Here is a 17,469-nt window from a genome sequence, read left to right on the forward strand (position 1 = left end):
GCCCGAGACGGGTGCGGGCACGTCGGCGGGGCAGCGGATCGCGCTGCCCCGCCGACGGCTGCCCGCTACTCCCCGGAAGGGGAGGTCAGGGGCACGCCCAGGGCCACCGGGGTGCCGAAGTTCGGGGTGCCGTCGGCGTTCCAGGTGAACTTCTGCGCCCGGGTGGTGCGGTTCATGTCGCAGCCGCCGCTCGCGGAGCTGTTGGCGTGGTAGACCATCCAGCTCTCCGTCCCGTCCGGCGACGTGAAGAACCCGTTGTGGCCGGGGCCGTACACGCCGTTCGCCTGGGAGCGCTGGAACACCGGGTTCGGCGACTTGACCCAGGAGGACGAACTGAGCGGGTCACCGCCGTTGTAGGTGAGCATCCCCAGCTTGTAGTCGGGAGTGGAGCAGTGACTGGCGGAGTACACGATGAAGGTCTTCCCGTTCCGCTGGAGGACCTCGGCGCCCTCGTTGACCGAGCCGCCCACCGTCTCCCAGGCGTACGTCGGCGTGGACAGCACCCTGCGCGTACCGCTCGCGGTCCACGGGTTCGACAGCGGCCGGATGAACATCGGCTGGGAGCCGTTGTAGAAGGTGCCGAGCAGGTACAGCTTCCCGTCGAGCTGGAGAACGCTCGGGTCCAGCTCCCAGGTGTTGTCCTGGGTGGGGTCGAGCAGATCGGCCTTGAAGGTGTAGGGGCCCATCGGGTCGAGCCCCGCGCTCTCCAGCACATGGATCCGCTGGGTGCCCAGGTCGTACGGCTCCCGCCCGGCCGTGTAGTAGAAGTACCAGCGCTTGCCGTTCGGCCCGTCGAGCAGATGGAACTCCGGCGCCCACATCGTGCCGGCCCCGTTGGGCCGGGTCAGGTTGAAGATCACCTGGTCGGTGGCGGTGGCGAGGCCGGCCAGGGTGCTCGCTCTGCGCATGGTGACCGTCGAGTTCCAGGTGGTCGTGGCCAGGTAGTAGAAGCCGTCGTAGTACGTCAGCCAGGGGTCGGGACCGTGCTGCGAGAGCGGGTTGGTGTAGGTGCCGGCGCTCGTGCCGCCGGCGGTGAAGCCGGGCAGCCGCCACACCCTGCCGGCCGTGGACGAGCACGGCAGCTGCACGAGGTTGGTGTTCGACGCGGACGAACCCCCGCTCGGCGCCACGCACTTGCCGGATCCGACGGAGACCAGGTTGAAGGTCTTGTCCGTCCCGGAGACCGTCACGGGGACGAGCCGCCACTGCTGGTTGCTCGCGCCGTGGCAGGGCCACTGGACGACCGCCGCGTTGTCCGCCGTGGACGCCCCGTGGACGTCGACGCACTGACCGGACCGGGTGGTGATCGTGTACGTGTCACTCGTCCCGGCCACCGGTGTGTGACCGAAGTTCTGGTTGGCGCCCGAGGAACAGGCGAAGGCCCGCAGCTGAGCCCCGGCGGTCGTCGAACTGCCGGGAAGATCGAGGCAGTTGCCGCCGTTCTGGTTGACCCCCGTCGAGGTGAACGTGACGGCGGCGGACGCGGGCGGCGCCACCAGGAAGGCGACCCCCAGGGTGAGCAGGGCGAGAAGCGCGGAAAGGTGTCTGGACCGGGTCACGGGCTGTACACCTTCGCTTCGAGGAGGCCGACGGAGTTCGAGCCGTTGCTCGTGAGCAGCACCCGCAGGCGCGTGGTGCTCGTGGCGGTGAAGGTGACGGTGTTGTACTGGTTCTTGGCCAGTGGGTAACCGCTCGCGCCGGGCACGTCGACGTAGGAACTGCCGTTCCAGTACTGGAGTCTCCAGGACGCCGGCATGTCGATGCCCTGGTCGTCGTCGAAGAAGTACACCTCGGCCCGGTTCAGGGTCTTCGCGGCCGGCCAGGTCAGCTCGGCCCACTGCTGACCGGTCTCCGGCCAGGTGCCCCAGCGCGGGTTCACGGTTTCGTCGGAGGAGGGCGGGTCGATGCCGTCGTTGACGGCGGTCACTGTCTCCCAGGGCGAGGTGTACGACGCCGAGGCGGTCGCGGAGGACGCCTGGTTGCCGGGTGGCTGGACCCCGCCCCGGTTGAACACCTTGACCTCGGTGAGGCCGGTCCTCGCCCCGGAGGCATGGGTGGCCAGGACCCGGAGCCGCTGGGCGGTGACCGCCGGGAACCTCACCAGGTTGTAGTTGGCCCTGGGCACCGCCGGGCTCCTGGTCTGGCTCGGCACGTCCACCCAGGAACTGCCGTTGTGGTACTGGACGGTGTAGGCGGAAGGCGCCCGGTAGGTCGTGCTCGCCGGACGGCTGTCCTTGAAGTACAGCCGCACCTCGTCGAGTTGACGTGCGGTGCCGAGGTTCAGCTCGTACCAGTCCTGCGCGGCCGAGGAGCCGCCCGCGCCCCAGAACGGCTCGTTGGTCGGATAGCCGTCCACCGCTCCGGAGGTGGTGGTGCCGGAGCCGGTGAAGGAGGCGGAGACGGTCGCCCCGGCGGCGAGATCGGTGAGATCGGCGGTCAGGTCGACGCCGGCCTTGGCGAGCATGTCGGTCATCCGGGGGCTGTCCTGGACGACCTGGTTCGGTGCCTGGAGACCGGGGACGGCCGTGTGGAAGGAGACCGTGCCGCTCGTCGTGACCTCACCCGTGGCCGGGTCCCAGGTGAAGGGGACCAGGGAGTTCACGGTCGCCGCCCGGCTGCCGTCGACGTAGATCGAATAGCCCTCCGGGACACCCGGGTAGCGCACCACGCCGTCGGAGGGGTCGTCCCAGACGATCGACAGATCGGCGTTGCGGTACCGCAGGTTGTTGACCGTGAAGTGGCTCCAGCCGATGTCGATCGGGGAGAGTTCCACCTTCGCGTCGTTGCGCGGCCGCAGCCCCGCCGCGTCCTCGATCACCGTCCAGTTGCTGCTGCCGAGGATGTTGTGGTGGATCCAGGAGCGGTAGGTGATCGCGCTGCCGTTCCAGTCGGCCCAGAACTCGTTGGCGTCCGGCCAGGCGGTGTTGCCGCCGACGTACTGCGCCCAGGTGTTCCAGTAGAGCAGCTTCTTGTAGTCGGTCGCGGTCATCCAGGAGTTGGGGTAGTTGCGCAGCACCGAGGAGTACAGCCGGAACTGGACGGTGGAGTTGATCGTGGAGAAGTTGTTCGAACCGGGCTCGCCCGCGTCGGCCGCCGCCTTCTTGTCGACCTGGTTGGCCGTGTAGAAGGGGAACACCGGGTACTGGGCCGGGTCGTCGTACAGACGCAACGCCTGCCGGTAGGTGGCGGTGTTGGGGACCGCGCCGACCGAGAACGGGTAGTAGTTGTTGATCTCCTTCCAGGGCACCCACTCATTGGTCGACTTGAGCCGGTGCTCGAACAGCCGGCGGTTCGGGTTCCACAGGACGTCGACGATCGCGTCCTTGATCTGGCCGGCCAGCGTGCGCATTTCGGTGGCCTTGGCCGTGTTGCCCGCCGCCTCGTAGGCCTGGGCCGCGGCGAGCGCCCCGCTGTACTGGTAGGCGGACTCGGCGCGGTCCATGTTCCCCGGCTTCCAGTGGAAGGAGACGGCGTCGGCGTCGTTGCCGGTCAGGGCGCCCCAGTCGTACTCGATCAGCTTGTTGTCGTCGTGGTCGTAGTACGCGAGCTGGCCCTTGACGTCCCCCTCGGCGTAGTGCGCCAGGCTGCCCGCGACGGAAGGCTGGCCGCCGTGGATCTGGTAACTGCGCCAGGCCGCCTCGGCGATGTACTGCGTGTAGCTGTTGGACCAGTTCTCCGGGTCGCCCGGGTTGTCGAGGAACCGTCCGCCCTTGGAGACCTGGCCGGCGCTCAGCCAGTCCCCGTACGCGTAGGACGGATCGCGCAGGTACTTCAGGTCGTCGATGTGCATCGGCTGGGTCAGGGCGATCGCGTTGTTGTAGCCGAGGACGCCCTCGGTGGAGGTCGGGAACTGGAAGGTCTGCCCGGGGATGTCGGCGTCGAGGTTGTTGAAGCGCATCAGCCACCAGCGGTAGTAGACGTTCTTCTTGATCGCCGGTTCCGGTACGTCGATGTAGGGCACGTTCTTCGCCCACCACAGGTTGTAGGCCCGGACGTGGGTGGCGAACGCGGTGGCGGCCGAGTAGCCGGCGTAGGCGTTGTACTCGGTGAGCGAGTCGGGGATCTCGTCGGTGACGAAGCCCATCACCACCTTGGCGGTGACCGTGGCGCCGGCGGCGACGGTGACGGACCGGTTCAGCCCGCCGTTGGTGGCGGTGAAACCGTCCCCGGTCAGCCGGGGGCGGATCGTGGTGAGGTTGTTGTACGCGTTCACCTGGCCGGTGAGCTCGCTGCCCGATCCCGTGGTGGCGTACGGCGAGGTCGCCCGCAGCTGGAGTGTGGTGGCGGCGCCGCCGTTGTTCTTGATCGACAGGTTGGTGACGGCCACGTTGTTCTCGGTGATGAACTTGGTCTGGGTGACCGTGACCGGGCCGCCCGTGTGGACGCTCCTCCAGTGGCTGGGCGCCTGCCACCGCTGGGAGACCTGCTCGGTGAGGGTGCCCGGGGTGACCGCCACCGTGTAGGCGCTGTTGTTGCCGATGCCCTCCCAGTAGGCGGCGTTGCCGCCGAAGCCGAGCACCGCCGGGTTGTGGGTCTTCATGAAGAGCGCCCGGCCCCGGCTCATCAGCCAGGGGCCCGCCGGATCGTCGCCGGAGCGGGCCAGCAGCCGGTCCATCCAGAAGTCGGTTCCCGAGCTCTCCGCGTCGTAGATGCCGCGCATCATGTCGCCCGGTGTGTAGGCGACGGGCGGAGCCGGGACCGCGGGCCCGGTGAAGGTCGGCAGCCCGATGGTCTGCGCGGCCCGGGCCGCCGGGGCGGCGGTGAGGACGGAACAGACGCTGAGCACCAGGGCGACGAGAAGGCATCTCGAACGCCGGAGCCGTGGCAGGAGGACGTGCGGTCTTCTCATCGGCTGCTCCCTGTCCAGACGACGACATGCGTTCATGGTCCGAGGAGTGCGGAAAACGACCTGAAAGGTTTTCGCAACGTAGGAGCGAGCTGATGAGGTGTCAAGGGAGAGTCGTGGGGCCGGAGTTCGGGGACGGTCGGATCAGGACAGCCGTGCTGCGGAATCCGTGGACAGCACGGCGCGCCTCAGGACTGAGGCGCCGTGGAACCCCTGAGCACCACACGGCCGCGCACGGTCTCGATCCCCGAGCGACGGGCTCCGGAGATCGCGGTGAACAGGGCGTGCGCGGCCGCCCGGCCGACCTGTTCCAGGTTCATGTCGACGCTGGTGAGCGGCGGACGGGAGGCGGTGGTCAGCACCTGCCAGTTGTCGAAGCCCATGACCGCCACGTCCTCCGGCACCCGGTGGCCGCGCTCGCGCAGCATGTCCATGACGCCGCGGGCGATCTGGTCGCTGCCGCACAGCACGGCGTCCACGTCCGGGTGCCGGTCGAGCAGCAGCGCGGTGGCCGCCCGCCCCCACCCCTCCGACCAGGCGCCGAACCGTGGTGCGCCGACCGGGTCGAGACCGGCGTCGGCCAGCGCGGCCGCCGCCCCCTGGGCCCGCTCCCGCGCCGCGAGGTACCCGGGGTCGCCGGTGATGTGCGCGATCCGGGTCCGGCCGCAGGCCAGCAGATGGTCCACCGCGATCCGGCCGGCGTCCACGCTGTCGGGCACGATCGACAGATCCTCGGGATCCTCCGACGGCGCGTACGCGTAGACGACGGGAACCGGCAGCTCACGGCCGAGGGAGGGGCGGGGGTCGGTCCGGCTGCCGACCACGATGAGGCCGTCCACCCGGCGCCCGAGCAGCGCCCGGACATGATGCTGCTCGCGGATCGCGTCGCCGCGGGCGTCGCACAGGAAGACCGCGACCTCGCCCGCGCCGAAGGCGTCCTCGGCGCCCATCAGGATCGGGATGCTGAACCGGCCCTCCAGGTCGCTGGTGAGCAGGCCGACCGTGCCGGTCTGGCCGGACAGCAGGCCCCGCGCCAGCTGGTTGGGCCGGAACGCCAGCCGCTCGGCCGCCTCGATCACCCGCTGCCGGGTCTCGGCGCGCACCTGGCTGCGGCCGTTGAGCGCCTTGGACGCGGTGGCGATGGAGACGCCGGCCAGCCGGGCGACGTCGCCGAGCGTGGCCGGATGCGAACGAGCGGGGCCGAGGGGCTGTGCCATGAGGTTCTCCTGTCACGCGCCGGGTGCGTAAACCGTACGCGAGAAGTTTCGGCGGAGAGGTGGCGTGAGCGGTTCCACGGGTTTCGGCTGAAGGGCGGATCCGTTCATGTGCAAGGGGATTGACGAGCCATCAGGCGAGTCCTACTTTTCAGAAAGCCTTTTCGGTTCGTTTCTGCCCCAGAGCACGTCGGACAAGTTCGTCGCACAGGGGGGATCGTCATGAGGAGCACCACCGGACCACGTGGACGCGTACACCGGCTCGTCACCGGCGCCGTAGCGCTCCTCGCCGCCGCGAGCCTGGCCACGGCCTGCGGGTCGGGGGACGGTGACCCGGGCGGCGGCGGAGGCGGCGCGGCGGGAGACCCGAACGGCGTCGACGACGGCACCGAACTGACGATGTGGACCCGTGCGGCGACCCGCCCGCAGAGCGAGGCCCTGGTCAAGGCGTACAACGCGAGCCACCGCAACAAGATCGAGCTGACGGTCGTCCCCACCGACGACTACCAGGCCAAGGTCGGCGCGGCCGCCGGCTCCCACGACCTGCCCGACCTGTTCGCCTCCGACGTGGTGTTCGTCCCGAACTACACCACCAGCCGGCTCTTCGCCGACCTCACCGACCGCGTCGACGCCCTGCCCTTCGCCGCGGACCTGGCCCAGTCGCACATCAAGGCCGGCACCTACGAGGGCAGGAAGTACGTCGTACCGCACACCCTCGACCTGTCGGTGCTCTTCTACAACAAGGACCTGTACCGCAAGGCGAAGCTCGATCCGGAGAAGCCGCCCACCACCCTCGCCGAGTGGGACGAGCAGGCGCGGGCCGTGGACGCGCTGGGCGCGGGCGTCGATGGCACCTTCTTCGGCGGCAACTGCGGCGGCTGCGGCGTCTTCACCTGGTGGCCGTCCATCTGGGCGGCCGGCGAGGACGTCATGAACGAGGACGGCACCGAGGCACTGCTCGACTCCGCCACCGCGAAACGGGTCTACGCGACCTACCGGGGCTGGGTGGCGGACGGCATCGTGGCCCCCGGCGCCCGCGACGAGACCGGCACGACCTGGACGGGCGTGTTCCCCAAGGGCAAGGTCGGGGTCATGCCCATGCCGTCGACCACGCTCGGGCTGATGCCGAAGGACCTCGACCTCGGCGTTGCGCCCATCCCCGGCCCCGACGGCGGCAGATCCACCTTCGTCGGCGGCGACGCCATCGGCATCTCCGCCACCAGCGGGTCCGCCGACCAGGCCTGGAACTTCCTCGCCTGGTCCCTGGGCGACAAGGCCCAGATCGACGTCGTCGCCGCGCACAGGGACGTGGTGGCGCGCACCGACCTCGCCGCCAACAAGTACTCCGAGGCCGATCCGCGCCTGGTCGCCGTCAACCGGCTCGTGGCGGACGGCCGCACCCCGTACGCGCTGAAGTTCGGGCAGACCTTCAACGACCCCAACGGGCCCTGGCTGGCACTGATGCGCGACGCCGTGTTCGGTGACGGGGACTCCGTGGACAAGGACAACAACGCGGTCAGCGCCTCGCTGGCCGACTGACCGGTCACCGGCCCCACGGCAGAGGAGAGCCATGCAGGTGAAGGCAGCCGAGCCGCCTGCGGCCGCGCGTCCGGGCCGGCTGCGGCACCGGGTCCGCCCGCAGCGCGCCGCCCCGCCCCGCCGGTGGTCCCGCAAGGTCCAGGGCCTCGGCTACGCCGCCCCCACGGCCGTCTTCGTCACCGTCCTCTTCCTGTGGCCGCTGCTGCTCGTCGGCCGGATGTCGCTCAGCGACTGGCCGCTGCTCGCCGGAGACCAGGGCGGAAACGCCCCCGAGAACTACACCGACGCCGTCGACGGCACCCTCTTCTGGCCCGCCGTCCGCTTCACCCTCCTCTACACCGCGATCGTCACGGTCGCCCTCCTCGGCCTGGCGCTGCTGCTCGCCCTGCTCGTCCAGGAGTCGCGCCCCGGAGCCGGCTTCTTCCGCACGGTCTACTTCCTGCCCGGAGCCCTGGGCCTGGCCTCCGCCTCCCTGCTCTTCTGGGGCCTCTACAGCCCCACCACCGGCCCGCTCGGCCGTACCCCGGCAAGGCTCGGCCTGGCCGACGAACCGGTGTCCTTCCTCGGCACCCCGACCTCCGCCCTGCTCTCGACGGTCTTCCTGGTCGTCTGGAAGTTCGCCGGCTTCTACATGCTCATCCTCCTCGTGGGCCTCCAGCGCATCCCCCACGAGGTGTACGAGGCGGCCCGGACGGACGGCGCGAGCCGCGCCCAGATCTTCCGCCGGATCACCCTGCCACTGCTGCGGCCCTCGCTCGCCCTCTCCCTGCTGCTCTGCGTGACCGGCTCACTGCTCGCCTTCGACCAGTTCTTCGTCCTCACCAAGGGCGGACCCGACAACAGCACCGTCACCGTCGTGCAGCTGATCTACCGCGAGGCGTTCCAGCGGCTGGACCTCGGCACCGCCGCCGCCCTGTCGATCCTCGTACTGGGCGCGCTGCTCCTGCTCAACGTCCTCCAGTTCCGCGGCCTGCGCCGCGCCGACGAGTCATGACCCGCACCCCACCGCGAAGGGACACCACGGTGCTCACCCGCGCCCTCGGCCGGACGCCCCACTACGTCGCCGCCGGCGGACTGGCCGTCATCTTCCTGTTCCCGCTGGTGTGGAACGCCTGGGCCTCGGTCAGCGCGCAGCCCGGCACCGCCCAGGAAACCGGCTACGGCCTCGGCAACTACCGCACCCTCCTCGACTACGACGCCGGCCTGTGGCGCTACCTCCTGAACAGCACCCTCGTCTCGGCGCTCACCGTCGCGCTCACCCTCGCGGTGTCCCTGCTCGGCGGCTACGCCTTCGCCCGCTTCGAGTTCCCCGGCAAGAACCTGCTGTTCCTGCTGACCCTGGCCATCCTCATGGTGCCGTACGCCACCCTCCTCATCCCGCTCTACGTGCTGCTCGGCCGGCTCCACCTCCAGAACTCGCTGATCGGACTGAGCCTCGTCCTGGCCATGTTCCAACTGCCGTTCGCCACCTTCATGATGCGGATCTCCTTCGAGGCCGTACCCCGCGAACTGGAGGAGTCGGCGCTCGTCGACGGCTGCGGCACCGCGGGCGCGCTGCGCCGGATCCTCCTTCCCGCGGTCCGGCCCGGCCTGATCACGGTCGGCCTGTTCGCCTTCCTCGCCGCATGGAACGACTTCATCGCCCCGCTGATCCTCATCTCCGACAGCGCGAAGGCGCCCCTGCCGCTGGCCGTCGCCAACCTGCGGCAGCAGAGCATGGGAGCCGTCGACTACGGGGCCACCGAGGCGGGCGTGGTGGTTCTCGCCGTGCCCTGCCTGCTCCTCTTCCTGCTCCTCCAGCGGCACTACGTACGGGGCTTCATGTCGGGCGCGCTCAAGGGCTGAGCCACCCCGGGCCCCGGACCTCCACGGACAACCGAAGGGACGTACCGAAGGCATGAACCGGTGACAGGGAACACGGCGCGCTCGACCGTCCTGCCGGTGGCGCCGAGCCGGGGCCGGCTGCGGCCGCTCGGCCTCGACGAGGTCAGGATCACCGGAGGCTTCTGGGCCCGGCGCCGACAGGTCAACGCGACCGCCACACTCGACCACTGCCGTGACTGGATGGAACGCGCCGGCTGGACCGGCAACTTCCGCGCCGCCGCCGAGGGCCGCCTCGGGCGGGACCGGCGCGGCCGGGAGTTCGCCGACTCCGAGCTGTACAAGCTCCTCGAAGCCATGGCCTGGCAGGCAGGCAGCGGCGACACCGCGCACGACGCGGACCTCGCCGCGCTCACCGAGACCGTCGCCGCCGCCCAGGAACCCGACGGCTATCTGAACACTGCCTTCGGCCGCCCGGGCCAGCAGCCCCGCTACACCGACCTCGCCTGGGGCCACGAGCTCTACTGCCACGGCCATCTGATCCAGGCGGGCGTGGCCCAGGCCCGCGCCCGCGGCGAGGGCGAGCTGACGAAGGTCGCCCGACGGGCCGCCGACCACGTGTGCGCCACCTTCGGACCGGACGGCGACCAAGGCGTCTGCGGACACCCCGAGATCGAGACCGCCCTCGTCGAACTGGCCCGGCTGACAGGGGAGGGGCGCTACCTCGACCAGGCCGCGCTGTTCGTCGAACGCCGAGGCCACGGCACCCTCCCCGAAGGCGAGTTCGGCCGCGCCTACCACCAGGACGACCTGCCCGTCCGTCGGGCCGGTGTGCTGCGCGGCCACGCCGTCCGTGCCCTCTACCTCGCGGCCGGCGCCGTCGACGTGGCCGTGGAGAGCGGCGACGACGACCTCCTCGCCGCCGTCGTACGGCAGTGGGAGGCCGCTGTCGCCCGCCGCACCCATCTCACCGGCGGCATGGGTTCCCACCACCGCGACGAGTCCTTCGGCGACGACTTCGTGCTGCCGCCCGACCGCGCCTACTCGGAGACCTGCGCGGGCGTCGCCTCCGTCCAGCTCGCCTGGCGGCTGCTGCTGGCCACCGGCGAGGCCCGGTTCGCCGACCTGGCGGAGCGGACCCTGTTCAACGTGGTCGCCACCTCCCCGTCCGAGGACGGCCGGTCCTTCTTCTACGCCAACACCCTGCACCGGCGGCGGCGCGGCACCGTGCCGGCGGCGGACGCCGTGACCCTGCGCGCCGAATCCGGCCTGCGCGCCCCGTGGTTCGCGGTGTCCTGCTGCCCCACCAACGTGGCCCGCACCCTCGCCCAGCTGCCCGCCCACCTCGCCACCGCCGACGACCACGGCATCCAGCTGCACCAGTACGCCGACGCGGAGATCACCACCACCCTCGCGGACGGCCACCCCGTCGCGCTACGGGTCCGTACCGACTGTCCGTACGGCGGCGAGGTGGCCGTGCGCGTCGAGCGGGCAGTCCCGGGCCGGCCGTGGACCCTGTCGCTGCGGGTCCCCGCGTGGACGGCCGGCGCCACCGCCTGGCTGATCGGCCCGGACGGCGCCCGCCGCCCCGTCGGCCCCGGCACGGCCCAGGTCACCCGGGCCTTCCGGCCCGGCGACGAGATCCGCCTCGAACTGCCCGTCGCCCCGCGCTGGACCGTGCCCGACCCCCGCGTCGACGCGGTACGCGGCACGCTGGCCGTCCAGCGCGGACCGCTGGTGTACTGCGCGGAGTCCGTGGACCTCCCGGACGGCCACGACGTCGACACGATCCGGGTGGACCCGTCCGCCCCGCCGCAGGACGGGCCCGACGGCACCGTCGTGGTCGCGGGCGAGGCCACCGCCTACGGCGACCGGCCCGACGCGCCCTGGCCGTACCACCCGCTCGACACCCCCGCCGGTCCGCCGGCCGCCGAGCGCCGGGGGATCGTCCTGGTCCCGTACCACTCCTGGGCGAACCGCGGACCCTCGACGATGCGGGTGTGGCTCCCGGCGGAGCGACCGGCGAGCCACCCGCTCCGATTGGGTGCCGAGGGCGACGTATGAGGCGCGCCCCCTTGGACGAGGGGCCGCGACGTACGACGCGGCGCCCCCTTGGACAAGGGGGCGGCCGAAGCGGTGAACACGCCGGGACGGTGGACGGCCGTGACCGTGCCGCTACTCCTGCTTCTCGCCCGACGCGAACCGCGAGATGATCAGCGCGACGATGATGATCGCGCCGTTCAGGAACTGGTTCCACAACGGCGGCACACCCGCCAGCGTCATCACATTGACGACCAGCTGGAGCGTCAGCACACCGGTCAGCGCGCCGAACACGGACCCCTTGCCGCCGTTGAGGCTGACGCCGCCGATGACGGTCGCCGCGAACACCTGGAAGATCCAGCCGCTGCCCTGGGTCGCAGAGATCGAGCCGTAGTGACCGCTGTACAGGATCCCGGCGAACGCGGCCAGCAGGCTGCCGAGGATCAGCACCACCCACACGATCCGGTCGACCCGGATGCCCGCGGTACGGGCCGCCTCCGCGTTGCCGCCGATCGCGTACAGCGCCCGGCCGTGCCGCAGCCAGGCCAGGGCCGCGCTGCCCAGCGCGAACAGCACCACGCAGATCCAGATCGCCGCGGGCGCCCCCCACCACGACGCCTTGCCCAAGTAGGTGAAGGAGGAAGGCAGTTCGACGATGGACTGGCCCTCGGACAGGGCGACCTGGAGACCGCGGAGCATGGTGAGCATGCCGAGGGTCACGATGAAGCCGTTGAGGCGCAGCTTCAGGATCAGGAACCCGTTGACGGCCCCGATCACCACGCCCACCAGCAGACAGAGCGGCACGGCCGTCCACTCGGGCAGCAGCCCGAGGCCGGTGAACCGCGCGCCACTGGTGGGCAGGACCAGCCACACCGCGACGACCGGGGCCACGCCGATCGTGGACTCCAGGGAGAGGTCCATCCGCCCGCAGATCAGGATCAGCGCGGTGGCCAGGACCAGCAGACTCAGCTCCGTGGACTGCTGGGCGACCCCGATCAGGTTGTCGCCGGTCAGGAAGGCCGGCGAGACGATGAACCCGATCAGCCCCAGCACCAGGATGGCGGGGATCAGGGACAGTTCACGGAAGCGGCCGAGATCGAGCCCGCGCCGGGTCCCCTCGGCGTCCTTCCGCGCCACGTTCGCCGTGGGGTCGGTGACATCTGTGGTGGCGGACATGACTACCTTCCGTGCTCTGCGGTGTCGGACACTCCGGTGGCGGACGTCGGTGCCCGGCCGGCCACGCCCTCGACGGCGGCGACCACCTGCTCGTCCCGCCAGCCCCGGTCGAACTCGGCGACCACGCGCCCGTGGAACATGACGACGACCCGGTCGCACACCCTGAGATCGTCCAGCTCGTCGGAGACGATCAGCGCGGCCTTCCCGCCGTCCGCGACCTGGCGGATACGGCGCAGCAGGAACTCCTTGGACCGCACGTCCACCCCGTTGGTGGGCCGGACGGCGACCAGCACACGCGGGTCGGTGGCCAGCGCCCGGGCGACGACGACCTTCTGCTGATTGCCGCCGGACAGGGCCGACACCAAGGTGGCCGCCCCCGGCGTCTTGATGTCGAGGTCCCGGATCATGCGCTGGGCGAAGACCCTGGTCCGCGCGGGCAGCACCGTGCCGAACGGGCCCAGCTGGCCGGTCACGGTGAGCGTCGCGTTCTCCGCCACGCTGCGGTGGTGGACCAGGCCCTGCAGATGCCGGTCCTCCGGGACCAGACCGACCCCGGCGGCCAGCGCCGACGGCACGCTGCCCGTGCGGACGGCCCGGCCGTCGACCGTGATCCGGCCCGCCTCGGCACGATGCAGACCGGCCACGGCCTCCCCGACCCGCACATGACCGCTGGCCGCCGCTCCCGCCAGCCCCACCACCTCACCGGCGCGCACCGCCAGCGACAGGTCGCGGCAGGCGCCGGGGAGGGTGAGGTCCTCGATCGTCAGCAGGGTGCCGGGCGCGGTCGGCGCCGGGTCACCGGCCCGCGCCGTGGGGAGACCGGTGGCCCCGGCGGCCGGCGGACCGGCGGCGGGAGCGTCCGTCGCGGTGGCGGTCTCCCCGGTCATCGCCTCCACCAGCGCCTGGTGGCCGACCTCGGCGACGGGAGCGGTCAGGATGTGCGTCGCGTCGCGGTACACCGTGACCGTGGTGCAGAGGTCGTACACCTCCTGGAGGTGGTGCGAGATGAAGAGGAAGGCGACGCCCTGCCGCCGAAGGTCGCGGAGCTTGTCGAAGAGCCGGGCGATGCCTCGGGCATCGAGCTTCGCGGTCGGCTCGTCCAGCACGATGAAGCGTGCGCCGAACGACAGCGCTCGCGCGATCTCCACGAACTGCCGCTGCTCCACGGTGAGTTCACCGGCCCGCGCGGCGGGGTCGACGTCCACGCCGTACTCGCCGAGGAGTTCCTCGGCCCGTCGCCGCAACTGCCGCCAGCGGATGGGCCGGAGCGGGCCGGCGCTCTGCCGGTTCAGGAAGAGGTTCTCCGCGACGGTCAGCCCCGGGATGATCGTGGACCGCTGGTAGACACAGGCCACCCGGGATCGCCAGGCGTCGATGTCGCCGAAGGCGGGCGCCGGTTCGCCGGAGAAGCGCAGACCGCCGGTGTCGGGGCGCTGGAGCCCGGTCAGCAGGGACACGAGCGTCGACTTGCCGGCTCCGTTGCGGCCCACCAGGGCGTGCGCCTCGCCCGCGGCGACGGCGATCCGGGCGTCGCGCAGCGCGACGGTGGCGCCGAACCTCTTGCCGACACCGATGGCCTCGGCCACCGGCGCGGGGCCGCCGCCGGGTGCCGGAGCGGTCGCGGTGTCCGTCATGGATACCGTCCTTCGTGGGGAGACGCGGGAGAAGCGGGATGCGCGGGAGAAGCGGGATGCGCGGGAGAGGGGGCGGGAGGTGGGAAAGCGGAGGCGGGAGGTGGGGAGGCGGGGACGGGCGGGGCCGTCGGCCGGTCACTGGCCGACGGAGTTGCCCCACAGCGTCTTGTCGTCCACGTTCTCCTTGGTCACGAGCGGTGCCGGAAGCTGGTCCTCGAGGCCGTTCGGGATCTTGATGATCGTGGAGTCGTGGTCCGTCCCGCCCGGCTCGAAGGTCTTGCCCTCGGCCGCGGCCTTCGCGTAGTACAGCGCGTACTTGGCGTAGAGGTCGGCGGGCTGGGAGACGGTCGCGTCGATCTGGCCCTTGCGGATCGCCTCGAACTCCTGCGGGATGCCGTCGTTGGAGATGATCGAGATGTGCCCCTTCTGGCCGGCCGGCTTGAGCAGGCCCTTCTGCTCCAGCAGGGCGAGGGTCGGCTGGAGGAAGACGCCGCCCGCCTGCATGTAGATGCCGTTCAGATCGGGGTGCTGGGCGAGCAGGCTCTGGAGCTTGGCGGAGGCCACGTCGCCCTTCCAGTCGGTGGGCAGCTCGAACACCTCGATCTTCGGGAACTTCGTCTTCATGCACTCCGCGAAGGCCTCGGAGCGGTCCCGTCCGTTGATGGAGTCCAGGGCGCCCTGGAGTTCGGCGACCTTGCCCTCACCGCCGAGCTGCTCGCCGAGGAACTCGCAGGCCTTGGTGCCGTACGCCCGGTTGTCCGCGCGGACGACCATGTAGACGTCGCCCTTGTCGGGCCGGGTGTCGACGCTCACCACGGGGATCTTCTTCGAGGCGAGGGTATCGAGGGTGGAAGCGATCGCGCCGGTGTCCTGCGGGGCCATGACGACGGCCTTGGCGCCCGTGTTCTGGAAGACCTGCACATTGGCGACCAGCTTGGTGATGTCGTTCTGCGAGTTGCTCAGCGGCAGCGCGTTGACGCCCTCGGACTTGATGTCCTTGCGCAGGTACTCGGCGTAGGAGTTCCAGAAGTCGGAGTCGGAGCGTGGCAGGTCGATGCCGACGGCCGGGCCGTCGCCGGCCGAGCCGCCGGATCCTCCGCTGTCGCGGTTGCACGCGGTGAGGAGGACGAAGGCCGCGAGGGCGGCGCCGGCTGCGAGGGCGGTGGAGCGGGTACGAGCGAGCTTCATGGCCGGGTTCTCTCCTTAGCCAGGGCTGGGAACCGTGCGGGGCGACGGCAGAGAGGGAGAGCGAAGGGAGGGGGGGCGGAGGTGGGGAGGGAGGAGCGGAAGAGGGAGGAGACGGAGAGAGGGGAGCTGAGGGAAGAGAAGGAGGGAGCGCACCGAAGGCCGGTGATTCCTCCGATGTATCTCGGACGTCGAGGACGTTACGACGGTGTCATCGGCGTTGACAAGGGGTCCGTTCGCACGGAATCGGAGGAGGGTGCTCGGCCTGAACAGGACTGCCTGAACGGGAGTTGACGGGTGGCCGCGATCGTCGTCCCCCGGCGGTCCGGGCGGTGTGCGGAGGAGTGGGGTGTCCGGGGTCGCAGGATGCCCCTCTGTCGCCTGATTCATCGGAGGGTGCGGCGTGCTCGTGTGGCCCCAAGTGGTCCATTCGGCGCATATTGCGCCCCTGGCCTGCGTCGATTCACCACCTCGATCGAATACATCCGAGGAATGCGTTGTCATGACATCGAAGGGCCCCTACAGTCGCTGTGCTGCCATTCCTCCGATGAATGAGTGCCGAGCTGCGAAAGGCGTCCTCCTTGACCACCCCTTCGACCAGCCCTCTGACCGCGCCTCCCGCTCGGATCGTCGCGGTGGACACCCACGACATCCGCTTCCCCACCTCGCGGGAGCTGGACGGTTCCGACGCGATGAACCCGGACCCCGACTACTCCGCCGCCTATGTGGTGCTGCGCACCGACTCCTCCGACGGACTCGAAGGGCACGGCTTCACCTTCACCATCGGGCGCGGCAACGACGTCCAGGTCGCCGCGATCGCCGCCCTGCGGCCGCATCTCCTGGGCCGGAACGTGGCCGAGCTGTGCGCCGACCCGGCCTCGCTCAGCCGCGACCTCGTCGGGGACAGTCAACTGCGCTGGCTCGGGCCCGAGAAGGGCGTGATGCACATGGCGATCGGCGCGGTGGTCAACGCCGCGTGGGACCTGGCCGCCAAGCGGGCCGGACAGCCGCTGTGGCGGCTGCTCGCCCACGCCGATCCCGTATGGCTGGTCTCCCAGGTCGACTTCCGCTACCTCGCCGACGCCCTCACCCCCGAGGAGGCGCTCGGCCTGCTGCGCGAGGGGCGACGCGGTCTGGCCGAGCGGGAGGCGGCACTGCTGGAGCGCGGCTACCCCGGCTACACCACCTCGCCGGGCTGGCTCGGCTACTCCGACGAGAAGCTCACCCGGCTCGCCAAGCAGGCCGTCGCCGACGGCTTCACCCAGATCAAGCTCAAGGTCGGGGCCGACCTCGACGACGACCTCCGCCGTATGCGCACCGCCCGCGCGGCCGTCGGCGAGCGCGTCCGTATCGCCGTCGACGCCAACCAGCGCTGGAACGTGGGCGAGGCGATCGAGTGGACCCGGGCGCTCGCCGGCCTGAACCCGTACTGGATCGAGGAGCCGACCAGCCCCGACGACATCCTCGGCCACGCCGCCGTCCGCGAGGGAGTGGCGCCGGTGAAGGTCGCCACCGGTGAACACGTCCAGAACCGCGTGGTCTTCAAGCAGTTGCTCCAGGCCGGCGCCCTCGACGTCCTCCAGATCGACGCGGCCCGGGTCGGCGGCGTCAACGAGAACCTCGCCATCCTGCTGCTCGCCGCCAAGTTCGGCGTGCCGGTGTGCCCGCACGCCGGCGGCGTGGGCCTGTGCGAGCTGGTCCAGCACCTGTCGATGTTCGACTACCTGGCCCTGTCCGGCACCACCGAGGACCGGGTCATCGAGTACGTCGACCATCTTCACGAGCACTTCACCGCGCCCGTGGTGATCCGCGACGGCCACTACACGGCCCCGCTCACCCCCGGCTTCTCCGCCACCATGCACCCCGCGTCCATCGCCGAGTACCGCTACCCGGACGGCACGTTCTGGGCCGCCGACCTCGCCGGACGGCAGTAGGCGCCGTCGCCCCCAGCCGTCGCCCCCGGCCGACAGTCCCGCCGTCCGGGCCGAGCCGGCCCCCGGCCCCCGGTGCTCTG

Annotated in this window: 11 protein-coding genes; 5 read left to right on the top strand and 6 right to left on the bottom strand. The window is 71.0% G+C overall.

The window, feature by feature from the left end:
- Positions 1-65 precede the first annotated feature (65 nt).
- The 3 genes from IE275_RS17420 to IE275_RS17430 form a co-directional block, all read right to left on the bottom strand.
- Positions 66-1,559 carry a family 43 glycosylhydrolase gene (locus IE275_RS17420; protein WP_189712231.1) on the bottom strand — a complete coding sequence of 498 codons (1,494 nt, stop codon included), beginning with the start codon at positions 1,557-1,559 and terminating at the stop codon, positions 66-68.
- Positions 1,556-4,849 (bottom strand): discoidin domain-containing protein, encoded by a 3,294-nt coding sequence (locus IE275_RS17425; protein ID WP_189712232.1) that lies wholly within the window; start codon positions 4,847-4,849, stop codon positions 1,556-1,558. The genes IE275_RS17420 and IE275_RS17425 overlap by 4 nt, the downstream gene beginning before the upstream one ends.
- 185 nt (positions 4,850-5,034) lie before the next feature.
- Positions 5,035-6,063, bottom strand: coding sequence for a LacI family DNA-binding transcriptional regulator (locus tag IE275_RS17430; RefSeq protein WP_189712233.1), 1,029 nt, complete (start codon positions 6,061-6,063; stop codon positions 5,035-5,037).
- Between the two features lie 219 nt (positions 6,064-6,282).
- On the opposite strand from IE275_RS17430, the gene IE275_RS17435 reads away from it, so the two are divergent.
- The 4 genes from IE275_RS17435 to IE275_RS17450 are packed head-to-tail and all read left to right on the top strand — an operon-like array spanning position 6,283 to position 11,484.
- Positions 6,283-7,599, top strand: a complete 1,317-nt coding sequence (locus tag IE275_RS17435; RefSeq protein WP_189712234.1) for an ABC transporter substrate-binding protein — start codon at positions 6,283-6,285, stop codon at positions 7,597-7,599.
- A 31-nt stretch (positions 7,600-7,630) separates the two neighbouring features.
- Positions 7,631-8,593, top strand: coding sequence for a carbohydrate ABC transporter permease (locus tag IE275_RS17440; protein WP_189712235.1), 963 nt, complete (start codon positions 7,631-7,633; stop codon positions 8,591-8,593).
- 29 nt (positions 8,594-8,622) lie between these two features.
- Complete coding sequence (locus IE275_RS17445) at positions 8,623-9,444, top strand: carbohydrate ABC transporter permease (RefSeq protein WP_189712326.1); 822 nt, start codon at positions 8,623-8,625, stop codon at positions 9,442-9,444.
- 60 nt (positions 9,445-9,504) lie between these two features.
- Positions 9,505-11,484: a glycoside hydrolase family 127 protein gene (locus tag IE275_RS17450; RefSeq protein WP_229870314.1), complete on the top strand. Its 1,980-nt coding sequence runs from the start codon at positions 9,505-9,507 to the stop codon at positions 11,482-11,484.
- A 111-nt stretch (positions 11,485-11,595) separates the two neighbouring features.
- On the opposite strand, the gene IE275_RS17455 is transcribed toward IE275_RS17450, so the two are convergent.
- From IE275_RS17455 to IE275_RS17465, 3 genes are all read right to left on the bottom strand, one after another.
- Entirely contained in the window at positions 11,596-12,636 is a 1,041-nt protein-coding gene (locus IE275_RS17455; RefSeq protein ID WP_189712236.1) for an ABC transporter permease, read from the bottom strand.
- A 2-nt stretch (positions 12,637-12,638) separates the two neighbouring features.
- Complete coding sequence (locus IE275_RS17460; RefSeq protein WP_189712237.1) at positions 12,639-14,270, bottom strand: sugar ABC transporter ATP-binding protein; 1,632 nt, start codon at positions 14,268-14,270, stop codon at positions 12,639-12,641.
- Positions 14,271-14,405: 135 nt separating this feature from the next.
- The gene (locus IE275_RS17465) at positions 14,406-15,458 is read right to left on the bottom strand and encodes a sugar ABC transporter substrate-binding protein (protein ID WP_189712238.1); all 1,053 of its coding nucleotides are present in this window, start codon (positions 15,456-15,458) and stop codon (positions 14,406-14,408) included.
- A 602-nt stretch (positions 15,459-16,060) separates the two neighbouring features.
- Here IE275_RS17465 and IE275_RS17470 point away from each other — a divergent pair.
- Positions 16,061-17,389 (top strand): L-fuconate dehydratase, encoded by a 1,329-nt coding sequence (locus IE275_RS17470; protein ID WP_189712328.1) that lies wholly within the window; start codon positions 16,061-16,063, stop codon positions 17,387-17,389.
- Positions 17,390-17,469 lie beyond the last annotated feature (80 nt).

The sequence above is a fragment of the Streptomyces phaeofaciens genome (assembly GCF_014648915.1).
GTDB lineage: Bacteria > Actinomycetota > Actinomycetes > Streptomycetales > Streptomycetaceae > Streptomyces > Streptomyces phaeofaciens.